Origin of the sequence: Shouchella oshimensis (genome assembly GCF_002019765.1) — a bacterium.
GTDB lineage: Bacteria > Bacillota > Bacilli > Bacillales > Bacillaceae_D > Shouchella > Shouchella oshimensis.
This window is the reverse complement of the sequence record NZ_KV917380.1, coordinates 375300-397138: the sequence shown is the minus strand read 5'-3', so window position 1 is coordinate 397138 and position 21839 is coordinate 375300. Positions and strand designations below refer to the sequence as shown.

The window sequence follows — 21839 nt, the reverse complement described above, 5'->3', positions numbered from 1 at the left end:
AGATGGTCATATAAATGGGAACAGCAAATACCCTCTCATTTTATAAATGAGAGGGTCTTTTTAATGTTAGGTAGCCTTAATCGACCATCGCACCCCAACCATCTATTTTCACTTCATATCTTGCCGTTATTTCTTCTAGATCGTGTTGGTGCTTCACAATTTCAGCATGGGTGAGATGAATCACTTTCTTACACACCAAAACAAATTCTTCATGCTCTTCATCTTCGTCAACATCAACTTCATAGCCTTCGAGTTCAACTAACTTTGCTACTTTTCGAGCAGATCGTCGATTAGGACAAAGTAATATAAACTCCACTTCTCGTGGCTTACTCATATCAACACCTGAGTCTTTCAAACTCTGTAACACAGCGCCATCATCATCATTAGGAAAATCTACAGGTGTAATATAGGTCACATTGTAAAAGTAAAATGATTGGTGTTCTTCTTCTGAAGAAAGCATCTCTTCAAAGCCTAATTCCTCTAAAATCATGCAAAAACGCTCACTCTCAGGTTGAGTATGGGAAACGATAAAGCCAATATCTTTCACATTGGAGAGATAGAAATAGCGCTGCCATTGTTGCAACCAATCAGCAAATGCCTCCATTCGAATAAGGTCATCACGCATTTGAGGAAATACGACTACGGTATCGAGTAAACGATCTGATTCCGTATAAAAAAACTCAAGCATTCCCAATAAATCATTTACACCAGGCTTGTCTGCAAAAGAATCCTCGTCTACTGCGAATACTTCATCTGATATTACATAATATGGAACATCCGCTGCTTTTCGATCCGTCATCATTGTGACGTGACCATAAATGATCTCTGTTTCCGGATCCACTTCTGTTTTGTAAGAAAACACTTGTTTTGAACGCTCCATTTTTCGCTCCTTTTCATATGACGACGTTATTCTTTCTTCATGCAGATTCAGACGCATGTGCCACTAAACCGCGAGGCTGCTAGTGATTCTTTTCTTTCTACTTATCGGTAGACACTAGCTTGTTTGTTAATGTGTGTAAGCCAATCCTCTCCTACACTATTCACCTTGTCCGCAAACCATTCCTTTAATCTGAAGACTCTTCTTTTCTATATACGTTTTCCACCCGCTGCTTTTTCAAGCCGGTTCATTATAGCGGCCCCAACACCTTTTGTTGAAACGGCTTCGACTAAAATGACCGATACAGCTTTTTCATCAAATAAACGAAGTGAATAATAGAACGATTGGGCTAAGTCCTGTACGGAGTGAACCACAAACGATTCATCTGCTTCCTTATACAGCTCACTTGCCACTACACCTACCCGCTTACCGTTTGCTTTTGCCCGTTGAATAGCAGAATGAAATTGCTTTGGCTCTTCCACTATATACACATCTGCTTCAGGTGCATAATGGGTATACTTCATACCAGGTGATTTAGGTTGTTCCTTCGTGCTTAACAACGCTTTATCCACATCAATTGGTCCAATAACCTCTTCAATGTCCTCTTTCGTCACCCCTCCAGGACGATAGAGTACAGGAGTCTCTTCAACGATGCTTAATACGGTTGATTCTAACCCAATGCCTGTTTTCCCCCCGTCAATGATCCCATCAATCCTCCCGTTCAAATCCTGTAGAACATGGGCTGCTGTTGTTGGTGAGGGACGACCTGATTGATTTGCACTAGGAGCGGCAATAGGTAGCTGACACGCTTTTAAAAAACCTCTTGCCACCGGATTAGACGGCATTCGTATACCTACCGTTTCTAAACCTGCAGTGACATTAGTTGATAAGACCGGCTTTGCTTTAAAAATTAACGTAAGCGCCCCAGGCCAAAAAACCTGCATTAAACGATGGGCCACTTCAGGAATGTCCTCTACTAATTCGTTCAACTGTTCTTTCTCACCTATGTGGACAATAAGTGGATTGTCACTCGGTCTTCCTTTTGCATAAAAGATTTTGCTGACCGCTTCATCAGATAGCGCGTTTGCCCCTAAGCCATATACCGTTTCAGTAGGAAACGCAATAAGCTTATTATCCCTTATCCACATTGTCGGTTCTTGTAATAATAGGGGTTCCCCCTTCTTCATATCATCGTTATCCACATTCCAAATCTTTGTCTGTTTATAACTCACGATCTGTTCGCCTCTTTCATTCTAACGAAACTTTTTTATCCTAATCTTCAAATGCCTATTCTATAAAGGTTTACTCTATTTTATCAGACTAATCTATCGATTGCATCAAAAGAAAAAACAGTTTATCCACCGCTGTGGATAAACTGTTTATAAGTTGATAAATTCAGCTATAATTGAACTTTTCCGCGCTTATACACAATACTTATACACAAATCCACAAGTCTTACACAATATGCGAACAGTTATAAGACCATGCAATCGTGTCATCTATGCTCGATATATGTTGATAATGCTCCAATTGCTTGATTTCTTCAGGTATTAATCGTTTAGAAATTTGTTGGAAGCCTAATGGCTCAAATAAAGACGCCTTTCCGCTGCTTAGAGCATACACATGGTTTACGCCTTCAGAATGCGCAAACGCTAATGCTAATTGAATAAACTCAACAGCCGCCATAGCATGGGTTTTTTGACTGTCTATAACAAGGGTGCGTAACAGCCCTAGATCTAGCACTTTGTCTAACCCAACTGTGCCTACTAAAGTTCCTTCTTCATTTTCCACCACAACAAAACTATCTATTTGATTCGGCGTTTTAGCAGAGCCAACCCGTGCAAATAAATGTTGAACCGCCAACACGTCCGTTTCTTCCATTTTCCGAACCGTTAATGACATATGAGACGTCCTCCTTTTTGTTCATTTTATGAGGAGGCTTGTACAAATATGACTACTATCCAAATAACCGATCCCATACGGATTCAAACATATCTACTATAAAAAAAGATGTTTCGACTTCAAGATCGTCTTCATTGGATTCTGAATCTACTTCTTTTGCTTCTGCATTATCCATATCTAGAAAACATAATGGCGGGAATAATACACACCACCAGTTTTCGCCTTCTCCCTCTCCAATTGTCACGAGAACGGCTTGGTAGGCACCTGCAGGATAAACAAGGTCTCCATAAAGCTTTGTCGGAAACGAAACGTCTTCGTTAAATGCAACAGTATAATCTTGATTTTTGTTGTATTTGCTCAACTCACGTGCAACAATTGCTTCCATTTCATCCATGTTGCCTTCAATTATTGCTACTGCTTCCTCAAACGTTTTCACTTCTTGAACCCATTTTGTAATTTCTGCATTTATTTCATCACGGATATCCCGTTTTAACATTTGATCACTAACAGAATTGCTATTTGCTAAAATACGTAAGCGAATAGCCTCTTCTTCATTCACTTCTTGATGAAACTGACTAACCGCTTGTGCATTTTGTGATTCCCAACTCATTAGCCCTACAAATAAAGAGATTAATAGATAGATAATTGCTTTTGCTTTCATACCGAGCACCGCCCCTTCCCTCATAGCATGGACAGGGCAAGCACCGTTTAAACACAAAATCGTTCGACATTCTCTTTATCTATAATCGAACATCAATCAATACAATTCGATCTTTTTCATTAATATCAAAGCGAATTTCAATCGCGGCTTTTGGAAATTGCTCCTGAAATAACTGCTTTACCGCATTTCCCTGCCCTGTTCCAATTTCAAGAGCAATGAGAGAGCCATCACGGACATGCTCAAAAAGCTCAGTCGCTAAACGACGGTAAACGGCTAGTCCATCATCTCCAGCAAATAAAGCGAGCTCAGGTTCATACTCCCTCACTTGTTCAGCTAATGAAGCACGATCTCTTTCCGGTATATAAGGGGGGTTTGACACAATAACGTCAAAACACTCCCCTTTAACAGGCTGACACAGATCACCTTGTTTGAACCGTACTGTGGCACCTAATGTCTTTGCATTTTCTTGGGCAACGTTTAATGCTTTCTCTGAAAGATCAATCGCCGTTACTTCTGTACCGGGTGACTCTAATTGAAGAGTTATGGCGATGGCGCCACTTCCCGTTCCTATATCAACGATTCGTTCCGTTCCTTCTAACCTTTCAAGAACTGCTTCAACTAGTTCCTCTGTTTCTGGCCGAGGAATGAGGACATCCCCTGATACGCTAAAAACACGTCCATAAAACGACTCCGAGCCAATGATATGCTGTACGGGTATACCTGAAGGTAACGTCTCAACATCTGCTTTAAACGCGAGCCAAACGTCTTCGCTCATATCATCATGAAAACTGGCTAATAGCGCAGCACGATTTGTCTTCAGATGGTGGCGCAGCAACCATTCTCCTGCCGGTTCCTCGAGCCCATGACTTCGCAAAAAAGACGAAGCCCAGTTCAGAGCTTCGTATACTGTCTTCTTCATTACGATTCCGCATTCTTCATCGCTTCAGATTGCTCTTCCACAATAAGCGCATCAATAATTTCATCAAGTTGACCTTGCAAGATTTGCTCAAGCTTTTGAATCGTTAAGCCGATGCGATGATCTGTTACACGACTTTGAGGGAAATTGTACGTGCGAATTCGCTCAGAGCGATCACCTGTACCGATAGCGGTTTTACGCGCATCTGCGTATTCTGCCTGCGCTTCTTGCTGCACTTTATCAAAGATACGTGCTCGAAGCACTTTCATTGCTTTTTCTTTGTTTTTAATTTGTGATTTCTCATCTTGGCACGAAACAACTGTATTCGTAGGTAAATGAGTTAAACGAACGGCTGACATCGTCGTATTTACACTTTGACCACCAGGGCCACTTGAAGTGAACGTATCCACACGAATGTCTTTCTCATGAATATCGATTTCGACTTCTTCAGCTTCAGGCAATACAGCCACTGTTGCTGTAGACGTATGAATGCGTCCGCCAGATTCTGTCTTTGGCACACGTTGTACACGGTGAGCACCGTTTTCATACTTAAGCTTTGAGTAAGCACCTGTTCCGTTCACCATGAAGATAACTTCTTTATAGCCACCAATTTCATTTGCTTGGGCTTCAATTATCTCTGTTTTCCATCCTTGCATCTCCGCAAAACGATAGTACATTTTAAATAAGTCCGAAGCAAAAAGCTGGGCTTCATCTCCTCCAGCAGCTCCCCGAATTTCAACAATAACGTTTTTATCGTCGTTTGGATCTTTTGGTAAAAGCAAGATTTTCAAACGAGCTTCCAATTCTTCTTTTCGATTGGAAAGCTCATCAAGCTCTTCTTTGACCATTTGATACATCTCATCATCTAATTTATCTTCAAGCATGGCTTTTGCTTCATTTAATTGTTCGTGAACTTCTTTATAGTCACGGTATGCTTGAACGGTTTCCTCTATTTGTGCTTGCTCTTTTGAGTACTCACGTAATTTATTGGTATCACTAATTACATCTGGATCACTTAGTTGTTCGTTTAAAAAATCATAACGATCTTCAACAGATTGTAAACGATCTAACACGACGTCACCTCATCTTTATTTCCGCTACATATCCTTACTATTATAGTATATGGCACTTCTAATGGTCAATGCACCCTGTTCGAACGGTTTGCACCCATTCCTTGTTGGGAATACTACCTAAAATAGAACTGAGTTTTTAAAAAGGCGGGATACAGGTGAACTATGTCATTATAGGTGGCGATGCAGCAGGAATGAGTGCAGCAATGCAGCTTGTTCGAAATGATGCACAAGCCGACATTACAGTGCTTGAAAAAGGAGAATATTATTCTTATGCGCAATGCGGTCTTCCTTATTGGATTGGTGGCGATATCGAGAAGGAAGAAAAGCTCGTTGCCCGAGATGCCGAAACGTATCGTATTAAGCATGGCATCGACGCCCGAACAGAGCACGAAGTAACATCCATTAACGTGGACGAAAAGCGTGTCATCGGTAAGAATTTTGAGATCGGCTATGATAAATTACTAATCGCTTCTGGTGCTAGACCTTTCGTTCCTGATTGGAACAACAATCACCTAAAAGGCATCTATACATTAAAAACGATTCCCGACGCAAAGAAAATCATCCAGCGATTAAAAGAAAAACGAAGAAACATTACCGTTATTGGTGGTGGTTCCATTGGTCTTGAAATTGCTGAAAATGTATGTAAAGCAGGTCACAAAGTTCGAATTCTTGAACGTTCAGCTCGACTAGCGATGAACTTTGATAAAGAAATGACTGATCATATCCACGAGAAAGCCATTGAAGAAGGTATTCAGCTTGATTTAAATCATGACATTATCGGGTTTGAAGGAGACGAAGAAGGCAACGTTACATCTGTTATCACCAACCTGTCTACATGCGAAACCGATTTAGTCATTGTTGCTGTTGGCGTTCGTCCTAATACGGACTTTTTAACAGATACAGGCATACACCTCGATAAGCATGGTGCCATTAAAGTAAATCGTTATATGGAAACAAATTTGAAAGATGTTTATGCAGCTGGTGATTGCGCTACTCAATACCATCGTATAACCAATAAAGACACGTATCTTCCACTCGGTACGCACGCAAATAAACAAGGACGGATAGCAGGATTAAATATGTGCGGAAAGCCACGGGTGTTTAAGGGCATTGTCGGTACACAAATTTATCAGTTTTTCGACTTAACGTTGGCACGAACCGGATTATCTTCCCGTGAAATTGAAGAACTAGGATACGCCTACAAATGTGTCCAAGCGAGACTTCCTCACGTTGCTGCTTATTACCCTACCCACGAACCTCTTTTTATTCGTCTTCAATACAACGAGAAAACAGAAGAAGTATTAGGGGGGCAATTTATTGGTACAAAAGGTGTCGATAAACGATGCGATGTGTTAGCAACAGCCCTCTATCACGGGATGACGATGCAAGATCTAGAGGAACTAGACCTTGGCTATTCTCCACCATTTAACAGTGTCTGGGATCCACTTCAACAAACAGCAAGAAGACGGTCGTAGCCGCAAAAAGCCGACCCGAAGATGTACATCTCGGGTCAGCTTTTTTTAACGTAGATGAACTTGGTAGCGTGGAATGCCTCTCTCGAGCGCCTTCTCTAATTCTCTCTTATGCTGCTCTTGTTCCGCTTTATCCCAACTATTGTCTGGATGAGCTTTCGCATAGATATGGCCACCATTCACAATGGCAATGCCCGATCTGAATCCATGCTCCTCAATGATCTCTTCGACAAGCTGCCCATCTTCTTCTAACGTTCTGTGTTTGGCACTCGGATTCACATAACTTGCTCCAAGATTCGTTTGTCCTTGTGGGTATGAATCCTGTTCATGTTTCATATGCTCAAAGTTTAAAGGACCTGGTCCAAAGGCACCTCTGCCATGATCATGCTTCTCATGAACATCCGCTGCACCCATGTCACTTCCACACCCTGCCAAAATGACCAAAGCGACGAACCCAGTTGTGATCTTCTTCATGCTTCTCCCCCTTTTGCGCCGTACAGTTATACGGCTCCTTTAGGGTTCCACAAGAACTTTTTTTCCATACTCTAATGACTGAACTTACAAAGGCGGATTACGGTGACATTTGCGGCAGACAGGATAGTATTGATCATTGCCTCCAATTTGAATTTGATCTCCTGTATAAATAGGTTTTCCTTGTTCATCTACACGTAAATTCATAATCGCTTTTTTATGGCAAAACCAGCAGATGGTTTTCATTTCTTCAATTTTATCTGCTTGAATAAGCATTTGCTTACTTCCTTCAAATAATTCATTTTGAAAATCATTTTTCAGCCCAAAAGCCATGACTGGAATGGTCAATTCGTCTACAATTCTAGCTAATTGCAGCACATGTTCCTTTGATAAGAATTGAACCTCATCAATGAGTACACAATAGGGCTTTTGCTCAGCATGCTTCACAACGTCAAAAAGGTTTGTATCACTAAAAACAGAAATAGCCGCTCTCCTTAATCCTACACGACTTGATACATACCCGACTTCATCTCGTGTATCAATGCCGGAAGTAAATAACAAAACAGGCTTATTCTGCTCTTCGTAGTTCGAAGCCACCTTTAAAATCTCAAATGATTTTCCACTATTCATTGCACCATACTTAAAAAATAGCTGTGCCATTTGCCCCTCCTCATACGCTTATGTCATAAAAAAAGACAGGCACTATGACTGCCTGTCTTTTGTTGCTTATAGGTTGTATTTCTTTTTGAATTTATCAACACGGCCACCTGCATCAGCAAGCTTTTGCTTACCAGTGTAGAATGGGTGTGAATCCGAAGAAATCTCAACTTTAATAAGTGGATAAGTGTTGCCATCTTCCCACTCAACTGTCTCATTAGAACCACGAGTAGAACCAGTTAGAAACTTGAAGCCCGTGCTTGTATCTAAGAATACAACTTTTTGGTACGTTGGATGGATTTCAGCTTTCATTGCATTTCATCTCCTTTTGCCCTGAATCTATTCGAAACAGAGTTTTCCTCACATAATCGAAATTATATCAAGCCTACACCAAATTTGCAAGATCAACTTTTATGACCGTCGCTTGCCTGTCATTTCTGCCTGCATTTCCTCAAAGAACTCGACGTTCGTCTTCGTTTCCTTCACTCGGCGAATGAATTGATCGGTGAAATCTGGTGATTCATTCATCGTTTTACGAATTGTCCACAGCTTATCGAGCTGCGCTTTTGGCATAAGAAGCTCTTCTTTTCTTGTACCTGAACGACGAATATCAATGGACGGGAAAATTCTTCTTTCAGCAAGACGGCGGTCTAAATGAAGCTCCATATTACCCGTTCCTTTAAATTCTTCGTAAATAACGTCATCCATTCTTGAACCTGTATCGACAAGGGCTGTCGCTAAAATCGTTAAACTTCCGCCTTCCTCAATGTTTCTCGCTGCTCCAAAAAAGCGTTTTGGACGATGAAAAGCAGCTGGATCAATCCCTCCAGATAACGTTCGTCCGCTTGGTGGAATGACAAGATTGTACGCTCGAGCAAGACGAGTAATGGAATCCATTAAAATAACGACATCTTTCTTATGCTCGACAAGACGCATCGCTCTCTCTAATACAAGCTCAGCTACCTTAATATGGTTTTCTGGCACTTCGTCAAATGTTGAACTTACGACTTCCCCTTTGATTGAACGTTCCATATCGGTTACTTCTTCTGGACGCTCATCGATTAACAGGACAATTAATTCAACCGAAGGATGTTTTTCCGCTATACTATTGGCAACTTCTTTCATTAAAGAAGTCTTACCGGCTTTCGGCGGCGCAACGATTAGTCCACGTTGACCAAAACCCACTGGTGACACCATATCAATAATACGGGACGAAACACGACCGGGCTTTGACTCTAAATCAATCTTCACATCAGGATATAAAGGGGTAAGTGCTGGAAAATGAGGACGATCTCTTGACGTTTCCGGCGAATCACCATTAACCGCTTCTACGTGCAGCAGTCCGTGATAGCGCTCATTGTCTTTTGGCGGTCGAACCTTTCCAGAAACCTTATCTCCATTTCGTAAATCAAATCGACGTATTTGCGATGCAGAAATATAAATATCTTCCGTACTTGGCAAATAATTAATTGGTCTCAGAAATCCAAAGCCCTCACTTTGAATAATTTCTAATACGCCTTCCATAAATAAAAGCCCATCTTGCTCCGCTTGTCCTTTTAAAATAGCAAAAATAAGTTCTCGTTTTGTTAGTTTGCTGTAATAAGAGACTTTAAACGTTTTCGCTTGTTCATACAGCTCTTTTAACGTCATATTCTCTAATTCTGTTATATTTACGCTCATCAAAGTCACCACGCTTTATCATTATCGTTCTACTCATTCCTTTTTATAGACAATGAACGAAATTGTCTTGATACACTTATAAAATTTTCATTTAACGTTAGTCATGAATTTTTAACAGGGAAGGAAAATGGAGAAAAGTTATTATAGAAGGAAAGTAACTAAACTTTATTTTAACCACATTTAGTAGAATTAATCAATAAAAAAAGGGAGAAAACTCCCTTTTCACTATTCGACAAACATTCACTTTAAGGTATTGCTGTGTTAACGCATCACTAGATCTGGTTTCTTTTTCATACTATGTGTTCCCTCAACGAAACGAACTGTACCTGATTTCGCACGCATGACAATCGATTGTGTATTAGCTTTCGTCCCTTTATAACGTACGCCTGTTAGCAATTCGCCATCGGTTACACCTGTTGCAGCAAAAATACAGTCATCACCACGCACAAGGTCTTCCATACGAAGAATCTTGTTTACATCAGCGATGCCCATTTCTTTACAACGAGAAAGCTCAAGCTCTGATTGAGGCAATAATTTCCCTTGGAAGTCTCCACCTAGACATTTTAAACCTACCGCAGCCAAAACGCCTTCTGGCGCGCCACCTGAGCCCATTAAAAGGTCTACACCTGTGTCATCAAAGCCTGTATTTACAGCCGCAGCGACATCTCCATCAGATAGTAATTTAATTCGCGCACCAGCTTTTCGAATGTCATGAATTAATTTCTCATGGCGAGGTCGATTTAATAAAACAACAACTAAGTCTTCTATATCTTTATTTTTTGCTTTCGCAACAGCCTTTAGATTATCAAGAACCGGTGCATCAATATCGACATTTCCAACCGCTTCTGGACCAACGGCAAGTTTGTCCATGTACATATCAGGAGCATGTAACAAGTTCCCGTGATCTGCAACAGCAAGAACGGCAAGTGCATTCCATTGACCGTAAGCAAGAATGTTTGTCCCCTCAAGTGGGTCAACCGCTACGTCTACACGAGGACCATAGCCATTTCCTAATTTCTCTCCGATATAAAGCATTGGCGCTTCATCCATTTCACCTTCACCAATAACGACTGTACCCTTCATTGGTATCGTATCAAAAACATCTCTCATTGCTTCTGTAGCCGCTCGATCAGCTTCTTCTTTATTTCCTCTGCCCATCCAACGACCTGAAGCAAGTGCGGCTGCTTCTGTTACTCGGACAAGTTCCATTGACAAACTGCGTTCCATACTCTATTATCCTCCCGATTCTAAGACCCCTATGATTGATTCACTTGCTCAATTTCTTCTTCGTTTAACTCTTCGCGCCATACAATGGCACCTAAGTTTCGAAGTTTCTCTTCTAAATGTTCATAACCCCGATCAATGTGCTCAAGACCAGATATCTCTGTAATTCCTTCAGCCATCAATCCCGCTACGATAAGCGCAGCTCCTGCCCGTAAATCACTAGCACGAACATTAGCTCCTTGCAACGGAGAACGCCCATTCACAATGGCCGATCGGCCTTCCACTTTGACGTTAGCCCCCATGCGCCTGAGTTCATCTACGTGTTTAAACCGGGCATCATAAATCGTATCCGTTACTATGCTAGTACCCTTGGCACTAACTAGAAGGCTTGTAAATGGTTGCTGCAAATCCGTAGGAAAACCTGGATAAACAAGCGTCTTAATGTCGACACCTTTTTTATCCAACATTCCCTCCACAATCATTTGGTCATCTTTTTCTTCAACCTTCGTGCCCATCTCTCTAAGCTTTGCTGTGATGGAATCCAAATGAGTTGGAATAACGTTATCAATTTGCACCCGTTGTCCCATTGCCGCAGCCATTATCATATATGTACCGGCTTCAATCCGGTCTGGGATAATAGAGTGGGTACAGCCCTTTAAATGATTCACGCCTTCTATTCGAATGACATTCGTTCCAGCACCTTTAATTTTAGCACCCATGCTTGTTAAAAGTGTGGCTACATCAATAATCTCTGGTTCTTTTGCAGCATTTTCAATGATGGTTTGCCCTTTTGCTCTAACGGCAGCAAGCATAATATTAATGGTTGCACCTACGCTAACAACGTCAAGGTAAATCTTCGCTCCTTGTAGTTCATCCGCACGCAAATAAATGGCTCCCTGCTCATTAGTTACACGAGCGCCGAGCGCTTCAAATCCTTTTATGTGCTGGTCAATCGGCCTTGGACCTAAATTGCAACCACCAGGCAAGCCAATTACAGCTTTTTTAAATTTCCCTAGCATGGCGCCCATTAAATAATACGATGCGCGTAATTTTTTTACTCGTCCATTTGGCAATGGCATAGCAACCATGTTTTCTGGTTTAATTTCCATCTGTTGATCGTCCATTGTAACTTCACCACCAATCTCACGTAAAAGCTCTGCTAAAAGCTCAACGTCAGATATGGATGGTAAGTTATCAATTACAACTGGACTATCTGCTAGAATAGCAGCTGGAATAAGTGCAACGGCACTATTCTTTGCGCCACTAATCTGCACAGAACCTTCAAGGGTTTGCCCACCTTTTATTAGCAGTTTATGCATGATAATCCCTTCCTTTTATACCTAGTCCCCTTTGAATAAGTATGTTCAGAGTTAATCTTGATGCACAAATCCAATTTTCCCACATTATTTGTTCCAGTCAGAAAGAAACTGCTCAATGCCTTTATCTGTGAGTGGGTGTTGTGTAAGTTGTTTAATGACTTTAAGTGGAATGGTTGCAATATGCGCACCACGTTTTGCAGCTTCGTTTACATGGATTGGGTGACGAACACTGGCAGCGATAATTTGAGTATCCAAACCGTGAGTGTCAAAGATGGTACGAACATCTGTAATTAAATTTAGTCCGTCATGTCCAATATCATCTAAGCGACCTAAAAATGGAGATACATACGTAGCGCCTGCACGTGCCGCTAATAATGCTTGAGCAGCAGAGAAGATGAGCGTTACGTTTGTTTGAATTCCAGCTTCCGTTAATGCATGAACGGCTTTCAAGCCATCAACTGTCATCGGAACTTTAACGGTAATATTCTCTGCAATGGCTGCAAGCTCTTTTCCTTCACGAATCATTTCCTCTGCCTTTAATGAAATGACTTCTGCACTGACACTTCCTGGGACGACTGCCGCAATTTCTTTAATTCGATCATGGAATTCTACATTTTCTTTCGCTACAAGAGTAGGGTTTGTTGTTACACCGTCCAAAATACCAAGTTCGTGTGCTTCTTTAATTTCAGAAAGGTTTGCCGTATCGATAAAAAACTTCATGTCATATCCCCCTATTAAAAAAAACGTTTACATTCATAAATGGAAATAAAAGCAGTCGTAGACTGCTTTTATTAAATTTCGTCTCGCCTTACGCTTTATTTGAAGAACCAAATTCTCTCATTTTTCCAGCGACTGTTGCTTTAATCGCGTCACGAGCTGGTCCTAAATATTTACGTGGGTCATATTGCTCAGGTTGAGCTGCCAATGTTTCACGAACAGCTTTAGCTGATGAAATTTGACTTTCTGTATTTACATTGATTTTGGCATGACCAAATTCAATCGCTTTTTGGATATCCTTCGTCGGAATACCTGTTCCGCCATGTAGCACAAGTGGAATACCGACAAGTGAATCGATGGTTTTCATGTGATCAAAACCAAGATTTGGTTCACCTTTATACGGTCCGTGTACAGAACCAAGTGCAGGAGCAAAGCAATCAACATTTGTTGCTTCAACTAACTCTTTACACTCTTCAGGAATAGCATACGCCGCTTCTGCATCATCAACGATTAAGTCATCTTCTTGTCCACCAATACGACCTAGTTCTGCTTCAACAGAAACACCAAGCGCATGTGCAACTTCAACAACTTTTTTCGTTAACGCAATATTTTCTTCTAACGGATAGTGAGAGCCGTCAATCATGACAGATGTAAAACCAGCATGAATCGCTTCTACACATTTCTCAAAGCTTGAACCGTGGTCTAAGTGAATCGCAACTGGAACGGTAACTTTGTACTCTTCCATTAGGTTTTCTACTAATCCAACGATTGTTTTGAATCCACCCATGTAACGAGCCGCACCTTCAGAAACACCAAGAATAACTGGTGATTTCTCTTCTTCGGCTGCTTGCAGAATTGCTTGAGTAAACTCCAAGTTGTTTAAATTAAATTGACCAACTGCGTAGCTTTCCGCTTTCGCTTTGTTCAACATGTCTTTCATCGATACTAAAGGCATGATTGTCCTCCTTCATTTCTCTTACCATAGGTGGAATAAGTCCATCTTCATTTATTGTTAAAATAACCTTATATTCGAAAGTTATGTAAAGAAATAAATATAAAATAACTATTCTACCTAGGCACACGAATCTTTAATCGAATCTATTATAGCATATCTTTTTTCGATTTGACCTAGGAAAGAGTTAGAAATTAAATGTAAACGGATCCATTTTCAAACTTTGACACTTTTAGAGATTATGGCGAATCACTTGCCTTACATCTTCAATGTCAAACGGCTTGGCCATGTAACTAATCGCCCCGTTTTCCAATGCTTCGTTCACCATCTTTAACTCACCGTAGGCTGTCATCATAACGACTTTAATGGTCGGTTGGCGCTCTTTCATCTTCTTTAGTATTTCTACTCCGTCCATACCAGGAATTTTCATGTCTAACAGAACAATGTCGATCTTTTCAAGTTCTTGTATATCGAGCGCTTCTTTCCCGTTAGCAGCTTGGTACATTTGATAGCCATCTTTTTGCAAGATTTCCGTTAATAATACTCGTATTCCAAATTGATCGTCTACAATCATTACATTATGCACCGTTAACACTCCTCCTAGTCGTCCTCTCCATTGTAAACTTATTCGTGTTGTTTCGTGGGTTTCCTTTAATAATTTGCATTTTATCTTACAGGAAACTAGAATAATAACAAGTAATTCGTGAGAGAGGTACAGATATGGATAAGATTTACACTACTCAACTTATAGGGTTATTAAAAAAGATAAATGATACCCAGCTAGATGAACTTGAAAATGCCGCCAGACTCTTATCACAATCGATCATGGCAAATGGCACCATCTATGTCAAGGGGATAGCAGAACTTAAAGCACTTGAATATGCAACAACGGCAAGTTATGAATCGTTGCCAAATGGAGAAATCTACAGAAATCAGACCCTTTCTTCAGTCGATCGCTTCCTTCTCTTTTCACCTGATGCAAGCGACTCTGAAACAACAAAACTTCTAAAGGATTGCAGCGAAGCAGGCGTACCTGTCGTATTAATGATCACTGGGGATTGTATTGGTAACGAAATCGATGCTGATAGCGTAATAGAGCTTGGCCTCACAAAGGGCTTGACCCCTAACGAGCAAGGAGAACGGATTGGACACCCAGGCTTAATTGCCACACTCTATATGTACAACCAGCTCTATCTAAACACCCTTGATATTGTAAATGAACTAAAAGACTAATGGTTGAGCCATCACCTTTAGTCTTTTTTTCATAGGACGACATGAAAAGTAAATCTAAACTCACAGTCGTTGACTGGCTCTTACAAATCAAAAAAAGAGGCTACGCCTATAAAGGGATAACCTATCACCTTTTGGCGTAGCCTCTTGACTACTCTCTTATTGCTGTTCTTTTACTTCTAATGATTTCGCCACAAATTCTCTAAATAGCGGTTGTGGACGAGTTGGACGTGACACAAACTCTGGATGGAATTGACTGGCAATAAAATATGGATGATCGGCAATTTCAATAATCTCCACTAAACGTCCATCTGGGCTCGTACCAGAGAAAACAAATCCAGCCTCTTCCATTTGTTGACGATATTCATTGTTAAACTCATAACGATGACGATGACGCTCATAAACGACTTCTTCGCCGTATGCAGAACGGGCAAGAGAACCTTCTTTTAATTTACAAGGATATAAACCTAAACGAAGGGTTCCTCCTAAGTCTTCAACATCTTTTTGTTCTGGAAGTAAATCAATGACTGGATAGGGTGTCGTTGGATTTAATTCAGCAGAATGTGCTCCGTTCATCCCAAGAACCGTACGAGCAAATTCAACAGATGCAAGCTGCATGCCTAAACAAATCCCAAGAAACGGTATTTTATTTTCTCTCGCATAACGAGTAGCAGCAATTTTCCCTTCAACACCACGATCACCAAATCCACCAGGGACAAGAATGCCATCTGCCTCTTTTAAGCGTTCAGCCACATTTGCATCATTGACTTGCTCTGAATATACCCAGTCAATGTCAATATCAGCATCGACATTATAACCTGCATGGCGTAACGCCTCTGCTACTGAAAGATACGCATCCTGTAATTCAACATATTTACCAACTAAGGCAATACGAACTTTCTTACTTAAGTTGCTAACACGGTTAACAAGGGCGCTCCACTCATCCATATTTGCTTCTGGACATTGCAAGTGCAAGTGATCACAGACAATTTGATCAAGCTTTTGAGCTTGTAGATCAAGTGGAACCTGATAAAGGGTATCTGCGTCTCCTGCTTCAATTACGGCTTCTTTACGAATGTCACAGAATAACGCAATCTTATCTTTCATTTCTTGAGGTACTGGACGCTCTGTGCGTACTACGATGACGTTTGGTTGAATCCCTAACGAACGCAACTCTTTAACAGAGTGCTGAGTTGGTTTTGATTTCATTTCTCCAGCAGCTTTTAAATATGGAATGAGGGTACAATGTAAATAAAGGACATTCTCCATTCCCACGTCACTCTTAATTTGGCGGATTGCTTCTAGAAACGGCAAGCTTTCGATATCACCTACTGTACCACCAATTTCCGTAATGACAACGTCTGCACCCGTTTCTCTACCTGCACGGAGTACACGTTCTTTAATCTCGTTTGTTACGTGCGGGATAACTTGAACTGTACCGCCAAGGTAATCACCACGACGCTCTTTCTTTAATACAGTTGAGTACACTCTACCTGTCGTGACATTAGAATTTTGACTAAGGTTAATATCAATAAAACGCTCGTAATGACCTAAATCTAAGTCTGTTTCTGCACCATCATCAGTCACAAACACTTCTCCATGCTGATACGGACTCATTGTTCCTGGATCGACGTTAATATATGGATCAAATTTCTGAATGGTCACCTTCAACCCACGATTTTTTAGTAGTCTACCTAATGATGCAGCTGTAATCCCTTTTCCTAATGAAGAAACTACGCCACCTGTAACAAATATATATTTCGCTGCCATCCTACTTCCTCCTCTTCGCTTTTAAGGGGATCTTGCGCTAACATGCTCCTGAATCAATTTCACACATCATAAGTCACTTAGTAAATTTTAATGGCGTACAAAGTGAACACCTACTTTAAAATTTCTTAACGAACAGGTACGTGCGTTTTTCTATATCTTGTTCGTCTATTCGACTTCTTCGATCGTTATAAAATTGGCTCATCTATCAAAAAAAAAACAAAAGTGACACGTCGCCATAGGCATACTATGGGGCGCACTTTTGTTTATTATTTCCATTATATAAGCTCATGATAAGCCCAAAAATGATTTTACCGAGTTATCACGTAGAAGTCAAGCAGACTTTTTAATCTTCCTCTTCTTCACTTGATGATTCATCGTCATCGTCAAAATCACCTAAGTCTTCATCTTCGTCTTTATCCGTGAAATCATCATCTTCGTCTTCTTCTTCGTCATGATCTTCCTCATCCGCTAATTCATCGAGCTCATCTTCCAAGTCTTCAAATTCGTCCTCTTCAAGCTCATCAATAGCATCAAAGTCATCTTCATCTTCGTCCGTTTTACGACGCTTCGGTTTAACAGAGTGCGTAATCTCTTCTTCAGATTGCTCGTGGGGATACCAAGCTTTTAAACCCCATTGGTTATCTCCAAGCGTTAGGAAACGCCCATCAATATTTAAATCAGTATATAAGAAAGAAATTCTTGCCTCTGCTTCTGATCTTGACAACCCTTTTAATTTCGCTACTTCCTCTAGTAAATCATAGAAATTAAACGCCTTTTTCTGATCCACCATAATTGCAAACGCTGCTTCTACCATGGACATTTCATCAAGTTGTTCTTGATTCAAAGATTGCAAATCAACCATAATCGGGCACACCCTCCATCATCTTCATAAATCGTACCATCTATTAGTGTAAGCCATTTACTGCTAAAATCATACGTTCCATTATAAACAAGATTTACGTTTATTTCTAGCCATAATGAAAAACTCGCAGCAACCATTTACTACGAGTCTAACAAAACATGCGAAGAAAGTAACTGTTTAATTTGTAAATCACTGTATTCGTCAATATCTAACTGCTTTTGCATGGACCAGCGCCTAAACGTCCACATTTGTCCTAAAACGAGAATATTATGAGCTAATAAATGCTGTTGCTTCTCACTTATTTGCATATCTCCATTTTGCACACAAGCACCAATAAACGATTCCATCAGCGTTACCATCTCTAATTCTTTCTTTAGAACATAAGGCAACGTCTCCTTCGGGAGAGACTTTGTTTCTTGGTACATCACAAGTACTTCGTCTTGCTTTTCATCGACAACCGCTAAGTACGCACGAATGGCAATTTTTAAGCGGTCTAACGGGGTACCACTTTCATCAAGCAGCCGCTTCACACTCTCCATCACTTCATCGTAAATGGAGTCACAGACAAGATAAAGCACATCTTCTTTCGTTCCAATGTATTCATAGAGCGTGCCTATGCTGAATCCTGATTCTTTGGCAATCTCTCTCGTTGTCGTTCGATGGAAACCTTTTTCTATAAAAAGACTTACCGCACCTTTAATCATCTGTTGACGACGCTTTTTTATTAGTTTTTCATCTTTCACCATTGAAGGAATTACTTTTTTCCCAGCCACTTCACCCACTCCTGTCAATACGATTCTACCATTTTAACACGGAGGGAATAAGCGCAAATCGTTTTTACGAGGAAAGTTGTCTCGATATAACCATTTGCTGGATTTCACTCGTCCCTTCGTAAATCTCGCACACTTTCGCATCTCGGAAATAACGCTCTACAGGGTATTCTTTCATATACCCATACCCACCGTAAACTTGAATGGCTTTCGTAGCAACATCCATTGCCGCTCGAGAGGCAAATAACTTCGCCATGCTCGCTTCTTTTGCACAAGGAATCTCTTTGTCTTTAAGAAACGCCGCAGAATACGTTAATTGTTTGGCTGCCTCTGTATCTGTTGCCATATCTGCTAATTTAAACGCGAGCCCTTGATGCTGACTTAATTTCTTTCCAAATTGCTTTCGTTCATTAGCGTAATTTGTCGCAGCTTCAAGTGCTGCTTCTGCAATACCTAGAGATTGGGCTGCGATTCCAATGCGTCCTGAATTCAAGTTAGCAAGAGCAATTTTCAACCCTTCTCCTTCTTCTCCTAAGCGTTGATCCTTTGAAATTCGACATTGTTCAAGAATGATTTCTGTTGTGGATGAACCATAGAGACCTAGCTTCTTTTCTTTTTTACCAATAATAAGTCCAGGTGTGCCGTCTTCCACAATGAAACACGATATTCCTTTTGAGCCCGCCTTTGGGTCCGTTACCGCAAAAACAAGATAGGTTCCTGCCTCTCCACCATTGGTAATAAAGACTTTCGAGCCATCTAGTATATAGTCATCGCCGTCTTTTACTGCTCTTGTTTGTAACGCTTTTGCATCACTGCCTGCGTTTGGCTCCGTTAAACAAAACGCACCTATCCATTCCCCTGCTGCTAGTTTTGGGACATATTTTTTCTTTTGCGCTTCTGTTCCATATAAAACAATTGGAATCGTTCCAACTGAAGTATGCACACTCATAATTAAGCCAATACTTGCGCTTACCTTCGAAATTTCATGAACGGCAATGATATAGGAAACAAAGTCCATCCCTGCACCACCATACTTCTCAGGAACAGGCACCCCCATTAAACCTAGCTCCCCCATTTGCTTGAGAATATCACGCGGAAACCAATCTTCCTCTTCCATCTTTTCGACCTTAGGCGCAATTTGTTCTCGCGCAAACTCTTGCACCATTTTCTTCATCATTAATTGTTCTTCATTAAAAAAAACACTACTCATATTGGAAGAACCCCCTGCCTACTTTTTTTCCAAGCCAACCTGCTTGCACGTATTTTTTTAGTAACGGACACGGGCGGTACTTATCATCACCAAATCCTTCATGCAGCACGTTCATAATAGATAAACATGTATCTAATCCGATAAAATCTGCCAGCGTTAATGGACCCATAGGATGGTTCATGCCAAGCTTCATGACGGTATCAATATCTTCAGCTGTGGCAACACCTTCATAAAGAGTGAAAACCGCCTCATTAATCATTGGCATTAAAATACGATTTGAGACAAAACCAGGAAAATCCTCTGAGCACACAGGCACTTTATCAAGCTGGTAGGAGAGTGCTTCAATCGTTTGAAAGACGCCCTCACTTGTAGCTAAGCCACGGATAATTTCAACTAATTTCATCCTCGGTACAGGGTTCATAAAGTGCATGCCAATAACAGCTTCTGGTCGATTGGTTACACTTGCTAAGTCCGTAATTGGTAAGGAAGATGTATTCGTAGCTAGAATCGCGTCTGCTTTGGCATAGCGATCCATCTCCTTAAAGATATGCTTCTTAATATCAACGTTTTCTGTAGCCGCTTCAATAATAAGATCAGCCGATGCAGCTTGGTGCATATCCGATATTGGCGTGATTTGAGCGAGAGTTGACGTGACAGCTGTCTGCTCCATGTACCCTTTATTTACTAGTCGTTGCAACCTTTTTTCCATACCGTCCACAGCGGCTTGCGAAAGCTCTTGTTTTTGATCATGCAGCAGAACCACGTACCCTTTTGCTGCAAATACTTCCGCAATGCCAGACCCCATTTGCCCTGCACCGATTACCATTATCGTTTTTGTTTTCATTAAGCGTTCTCCTCTACGTACACTAGAACGGCATCACCTTGGCCACCGCCGCTACATATTGAAGCGATGCCATATCCACCACCAATTCGTTTTAATTCATATGCTAATGTAAGAATAATTCTAGCACCACTCGCACCAATCGGATGACCGTAAGCAACCGCACCACCATTAACATTTACTTTTGTTTCGTCTAACTCTGCTAATTGATTACTTGCAAGGGCAACAGCGGCAAACGCTTCATTGATTTCAAATCGCTTGATATCACTTAAAGACACAGATGCCTTTTCCAGAAGTTTGTTAATGACAAGACCCGGTGTTTTCGGAAAATCCTTTGGCTCTACAGCAATACGTTCATGGCAAACAATCGTTGCAAGTGGAGTCTTCCCTTCTTTTTTAGCACGTTCATCACTCATAAGGAGCATAGCGCATGCACCGTCATTTACACCCGGTGCATTTCCAGCCGTAATCGTACCGTCTCGCCCAAATACGGGTTTTAGTTGGTTGAGGCTTTCCACTGTTGTACCTTTACGTGGGCTTTCGTCTTGATCAATGATGGTCTTCTCGCCTTTTCGCCCTTTTACTTCGACAGAAACAATTTCCTCTTTCGTGATACCGCTTTCAATCGCTTTAACAGCTAATTCTTGGCTTCGTGCAGCCCAGAGATCTTGTTCGTCTCGTGACAGATTCAAATCTTCAGCAGTACGATTTCCATACACTCCCATATGAACATTTGTAAATGAACATGTTAACCCATCATAAACCATTCCATCAATAAGCGTGGTATCGCCCATCCTTGCCCCAAAGCGCGCTTTTGGCATATAGTAAGGCGCATTAGACATGGATTCCATCCCTCCTGCTAGAACCACTTCAGCTTCTCCAGAACGAATTGATAGATCAGCCATCGTTACTGCTCGCATACCGGATGCACACACTTTATTAATTGTCTCTGTTTTCACTTCCCAGGGAATACCCGCTGCATGCATTGCCTGTCTGGAAGGTAATTGCCCTACTCCTGCTTGCAGGACATGGCCCATAATGACTTCATCAACAGCTTCTGGGTCTAGCTGACTTCGAGTTAATGCCTCTTTTAAAGCAAATCCACCTAAATCGGTTGCTTTGAATGAAGCCAATGCTCCACCCATTTTTCCAATTGGTGTTCGTGCACCATCAATGATTACCGATTTCATAAGACACTCTCCTCATCGAGCGAACGCTCGGTCATTTTAGTAGCA

Annotated in this window: 23 protein-coding genes; 2 read left to right on the top strand and 21 right to left on the bottom strand. The window is 41.1% G+C overall.

Features of this window, described 5'->3' with window-relative positions; genetic code table 11:
• Positions 1 to 76: 76 nt before the first annotated feature.
• From BK583_RS01890 to prfA, 6 genes are all read right to left on the bottom strand, one after another.
• Positions 77 to 880, bottom strand: a complete 804-nt coding sequence (locus BK583_RS01890; RefSeq protein WP_055735440.1) for a ribonuclease E inhibitor RraB — start codon at positions 878 to 880, stop codon at positions 77 to 79.
• A 206-nt stretch (positions 881 to 1086) separates the two neighbouring features.
• On the bottom strand, positions 1087 to 2109 hold the full coding sequence (locus tag BK583_RS01885) for an L-threonylcarbamoyladenylate synthase (RefSeq protein ID WP_236702342.1): 1023 nt from the start codon (positions 2107 to 2109) through the stop codon (positions 1087 to 1089).
• A gap of 223 nt (positions 2110 to 2332) precedes the next feature.
• Positions 2333 to 2779 (bottom strand): GNAT family N-acetyltransferase, encoded by a 447-nt coding sequence (locus tag BK583_RS01880; RefSeq protein ID WP_055735441.1) that lies wholly within the window; start codon positions 2777 to 2779, stop codon positions 2333 to 2335.
• A 55-nt stretch (positions 2780 to 2834) separates the two neighbouring features.
• Positions 2835 to 3440, bottom strand: coding sequence for a stage II sporulation protein R (gene spoIIR / locus BK583_RS01875; protein WP_038484099.1), 606 nt, complete (start codon positions 3438 to 3440; stop codon positions 2835 to 2837).
• Positions 3441 to 3519: 79 nt separating this feature from the next.
• Entirely contained in the window at positions 3520 to 4359 is an 840-nt protein-coding gene (gene prmC / locus BK583_RS01870) for a peptide chain release factor N(5)-glutamine methyltransferase (protein ID WP_055735442.1), read from the bottom strand.
• Entirely contained in the window at positions 4359 to 5429 is a 1071-nt protein-coding gene (prfA, locus tag BK583_RS01865; protein WP_038484105.1) for a peptide chain release factor 1, read from the bottom strand. The genes prmC and prfA overlap by 1 nt, the downstream gene beginning before the upstream one ends.
• Before the next feature lie 155 nt (positions 5430 to 5584).
• On the opposite strand from prfA, the gene BK583_RS01860 reads away from it, so the two are divergent.
• Positions 5585 to 6904 carry an FAD-dependent oxidoreductase gene (locus BK583_RS01860; RefSeq protein WP_055735443.1) on the top strand — a complete coding sequence of 440 codons (1320 nt, stop codon included), beginning with the start codon at positions 5585 to 5587 and terminating at the stop codon, positions 6902 to 6904.
• 45 nt (positions 6905 to 6949) lie between these two features.
• Here BK583_RS01860 and BK583_RS01855 read toward each other — a convergent pair whose 3' ends face one another.
• From BK583_RS01855 to BK583_RS01815, 9 genes are all read right to left on the bottom strand, one after another.
• Positions 6950 to 7375 (bottom strand): membrane lipoprotein lipid attachment site-containing protein, encoded by a 426-nt coding sequence (locus BK583_RS01855; RefSeq protein ID WP_038484110.1) that lies wholly within the window; start codon positions 7373 to 7375, stop codon positions 6950 to 6952.
• 84 nt (positions 7376 to 7459) lie between these two features.
• On the bottom strand, positions 7460 to 8032 hold the full coding sequence (locus tag BK583_RS01850) for a thymidine kinase (RefSeq protein WP_038484113.1): 573 nt from the start codon (positions 8030 to 8032) through the stop codon (positions 7460 to 7462).
• A 66-nt stretch (positions 8033 to 8098) separates the two neighbouring features.
• Positions 8099 to 8341, bottom strand: a complete 243-nt coding sequence (locus tag BK583_RS01845; protein WP_035394274.1) for a type B 50S ribosomal protein L31 — start codon at positions 8339 to 8341, stop codon at positions 8099 to 8101.
• Between the two features lie 99 nt (positions 8342 to 8440).
• Positions 8441 to 9709 carry a transcription termination factor Rho gene (gene rho, locus BK583_RS01840; protein WP_038484117.1) on the bottom strand — a complete coding sequence of 423 codons (1269 nt, stop codon included), beginning with the start codon at positions 9707 to 9709 and terminating at the stop codon, positions 8441 to 8443.
• Between the two features lie 261 nt (positions 9710 to 9970).
• Positions 9971 to 10936: a class II fructose-bisphosphatase gene (glpX, locus tag BK583_RS01835; protein WP_035394268.1), complete on the bottom strand. Its 966-nt coding sequence runs from the start codon at positions 10934 to 10936 to the stop codon at positions 9971 to 9973.
• Between the two features lie 29 nt (positions 10937 to 10965).
• Positions 10966 to 12252, bottom strand: a complete 1287-nt coding sequence (murA, locus tag BK583_RS01830; RefSeq protein ID WP_038484120.1) for a UDP-N-acetylglucosamine 1-carboxyvinyltransferase — start codon at positions 12250 to 12252, stop codon at positions 10966 to 10968.
• An 84-nt stretch (positions 12253 to 12336) separates the two neighbouring features.
• Positions 12337 to 12972, bottom strand: coding sequence for a fructose-6-phosphate aldolase (fsa, locus tag BK583_RS01825; RefSeq protein WP_055735445.1), 636 nt, complete (start codon positions 12970 to 12972; stop codon positions 12337 to 12339).
• Between the two features lie 88 nt (positions 12973 to 13060).
• Positions 13061 to 13924, bottom strand: a complete 864-nt coding sequence (gene fba, locus BK583_RS01820) for a class II fructose-1,6-bisphosphate aldolase (protein ID WP_038484126.1) — start codon at positions 13922 to 13924, stop codon at positions 13061 to 13063.
• A gap of 229 nt (positions 13925 to 14153) precedes the next feature.
• On the bottom strand, positions 14154 to 14495 hold the full coding sequence (locus tag BK583_RS01815; RefSeq protein WP_038486291.1) for a response regulator: 342 nt from the start codon (positions 14493 to 14495) through the stop codon (positions 14154 to 14156).
• A gap of 146 nt (positions 14496 to 14641) precedes the next feature.
• Between BK583_RS01815 and BK583_RS01810 the strand changes: the two genes are divergently transcribed.
• Positions 14642 to 15154, top strand: a complete 513-nt coding sequence (locus tag BK583_RS01810; protein WP_055735446.1) for a DUF2529 family protein — start codon at positions 14642 to 14644, stop codon at positions 15152 to 15154.
• 156 nt (positions 15155 to 15310) lie between these two features.
• On the opposite strand, the gene pyrG is transcribed toward BK583_RS01810, so the two are convergent.
• The 6 genes from pyrG to BK583_RS01780 all read right to left on the bottom strand — a co-directional run bounded on the left by pyrG (position 15311) and on the right by BK583_RS01780 (position 21794).
• Positions 15311 to 16921 (bottom strand): CTP synthase, encoded by a 1611-nt coding sequence (gene pyrG / locus BK583_RS01805; protein WP_038484132.1) that lies wholly within the window; start codon positions 16919 to 16921, stop codon positions 15311 to 15313.
• A 343-nt stretch (positions 16922 to 17264) separates the two neighbouring features.
• Positions 17265 to 17783, bottom strand: coding sequence for a DNA-directed RNA polymerase subunit delta (gene rpoE, locus BK583_RS01800; protein WP_055735447.1), 519 nt, complete (start codon positions 17781 to 17783; stop codon positions 17265 to 17267).
• A gap of 140 nt (positions 17784 to 17923) precedes the next feature.
• The gene (locus tag BK583_RS01795; RefSeq protein WP_236702343.1) at positions 17924 to 18556 is read right to left on the bottom strand and encodes a TetR/AcrR family transcriptional regulator; all 633 of its coding nucleotides are present in this window, start codon (positions 18554 to 18556) and stop codon (positions 17924 to 17926) included.
• A 64-nt stretch (positions 18557 to 18620) separates the two neighbouring features.
• Positions 18621 to 19763, bottom strand: coding sequence for an acyl-CoA dehydrogenase (locus BK583_RS01790; protein ID WP_055735448.1), 1143 nt, complete (start codon positions 19761 to 19763; stop codon positions 18621 to 18623).
• Positions 19756 to 20607, bottom strand: coding sequence for a 3-hydroxybutyryl-CoA dehydrogenase (locus tag BK583_RS01785; RefSeq protein ID WP_055735449.1), 852 nt, complete (start codon positions 20605 to 20607; stop codon positions 19756 to 19758). The genes BK583_RS01790 and BK583_RS01785 overlap by 8 nt, the downstream gene beginning before the upstream one ends.
• Positions 20607 to 21794, bottom strand: coding sequence for an acetyl-CoA C-acetyltransferase (locus BK583_RS01780; RefSeq protein ID WP_055735450.1), 1188 nt, complete (start codon positions 21792 to 21794; stop codon positions 20607 to 20609). Before BK583_RS01780 ends, BK583_RS01785 begins: the two co-directional genes overlap by 1 nt.
• Between the last annotated feature and the right edge of the window lie 45 nt (positions 21795 to 21839).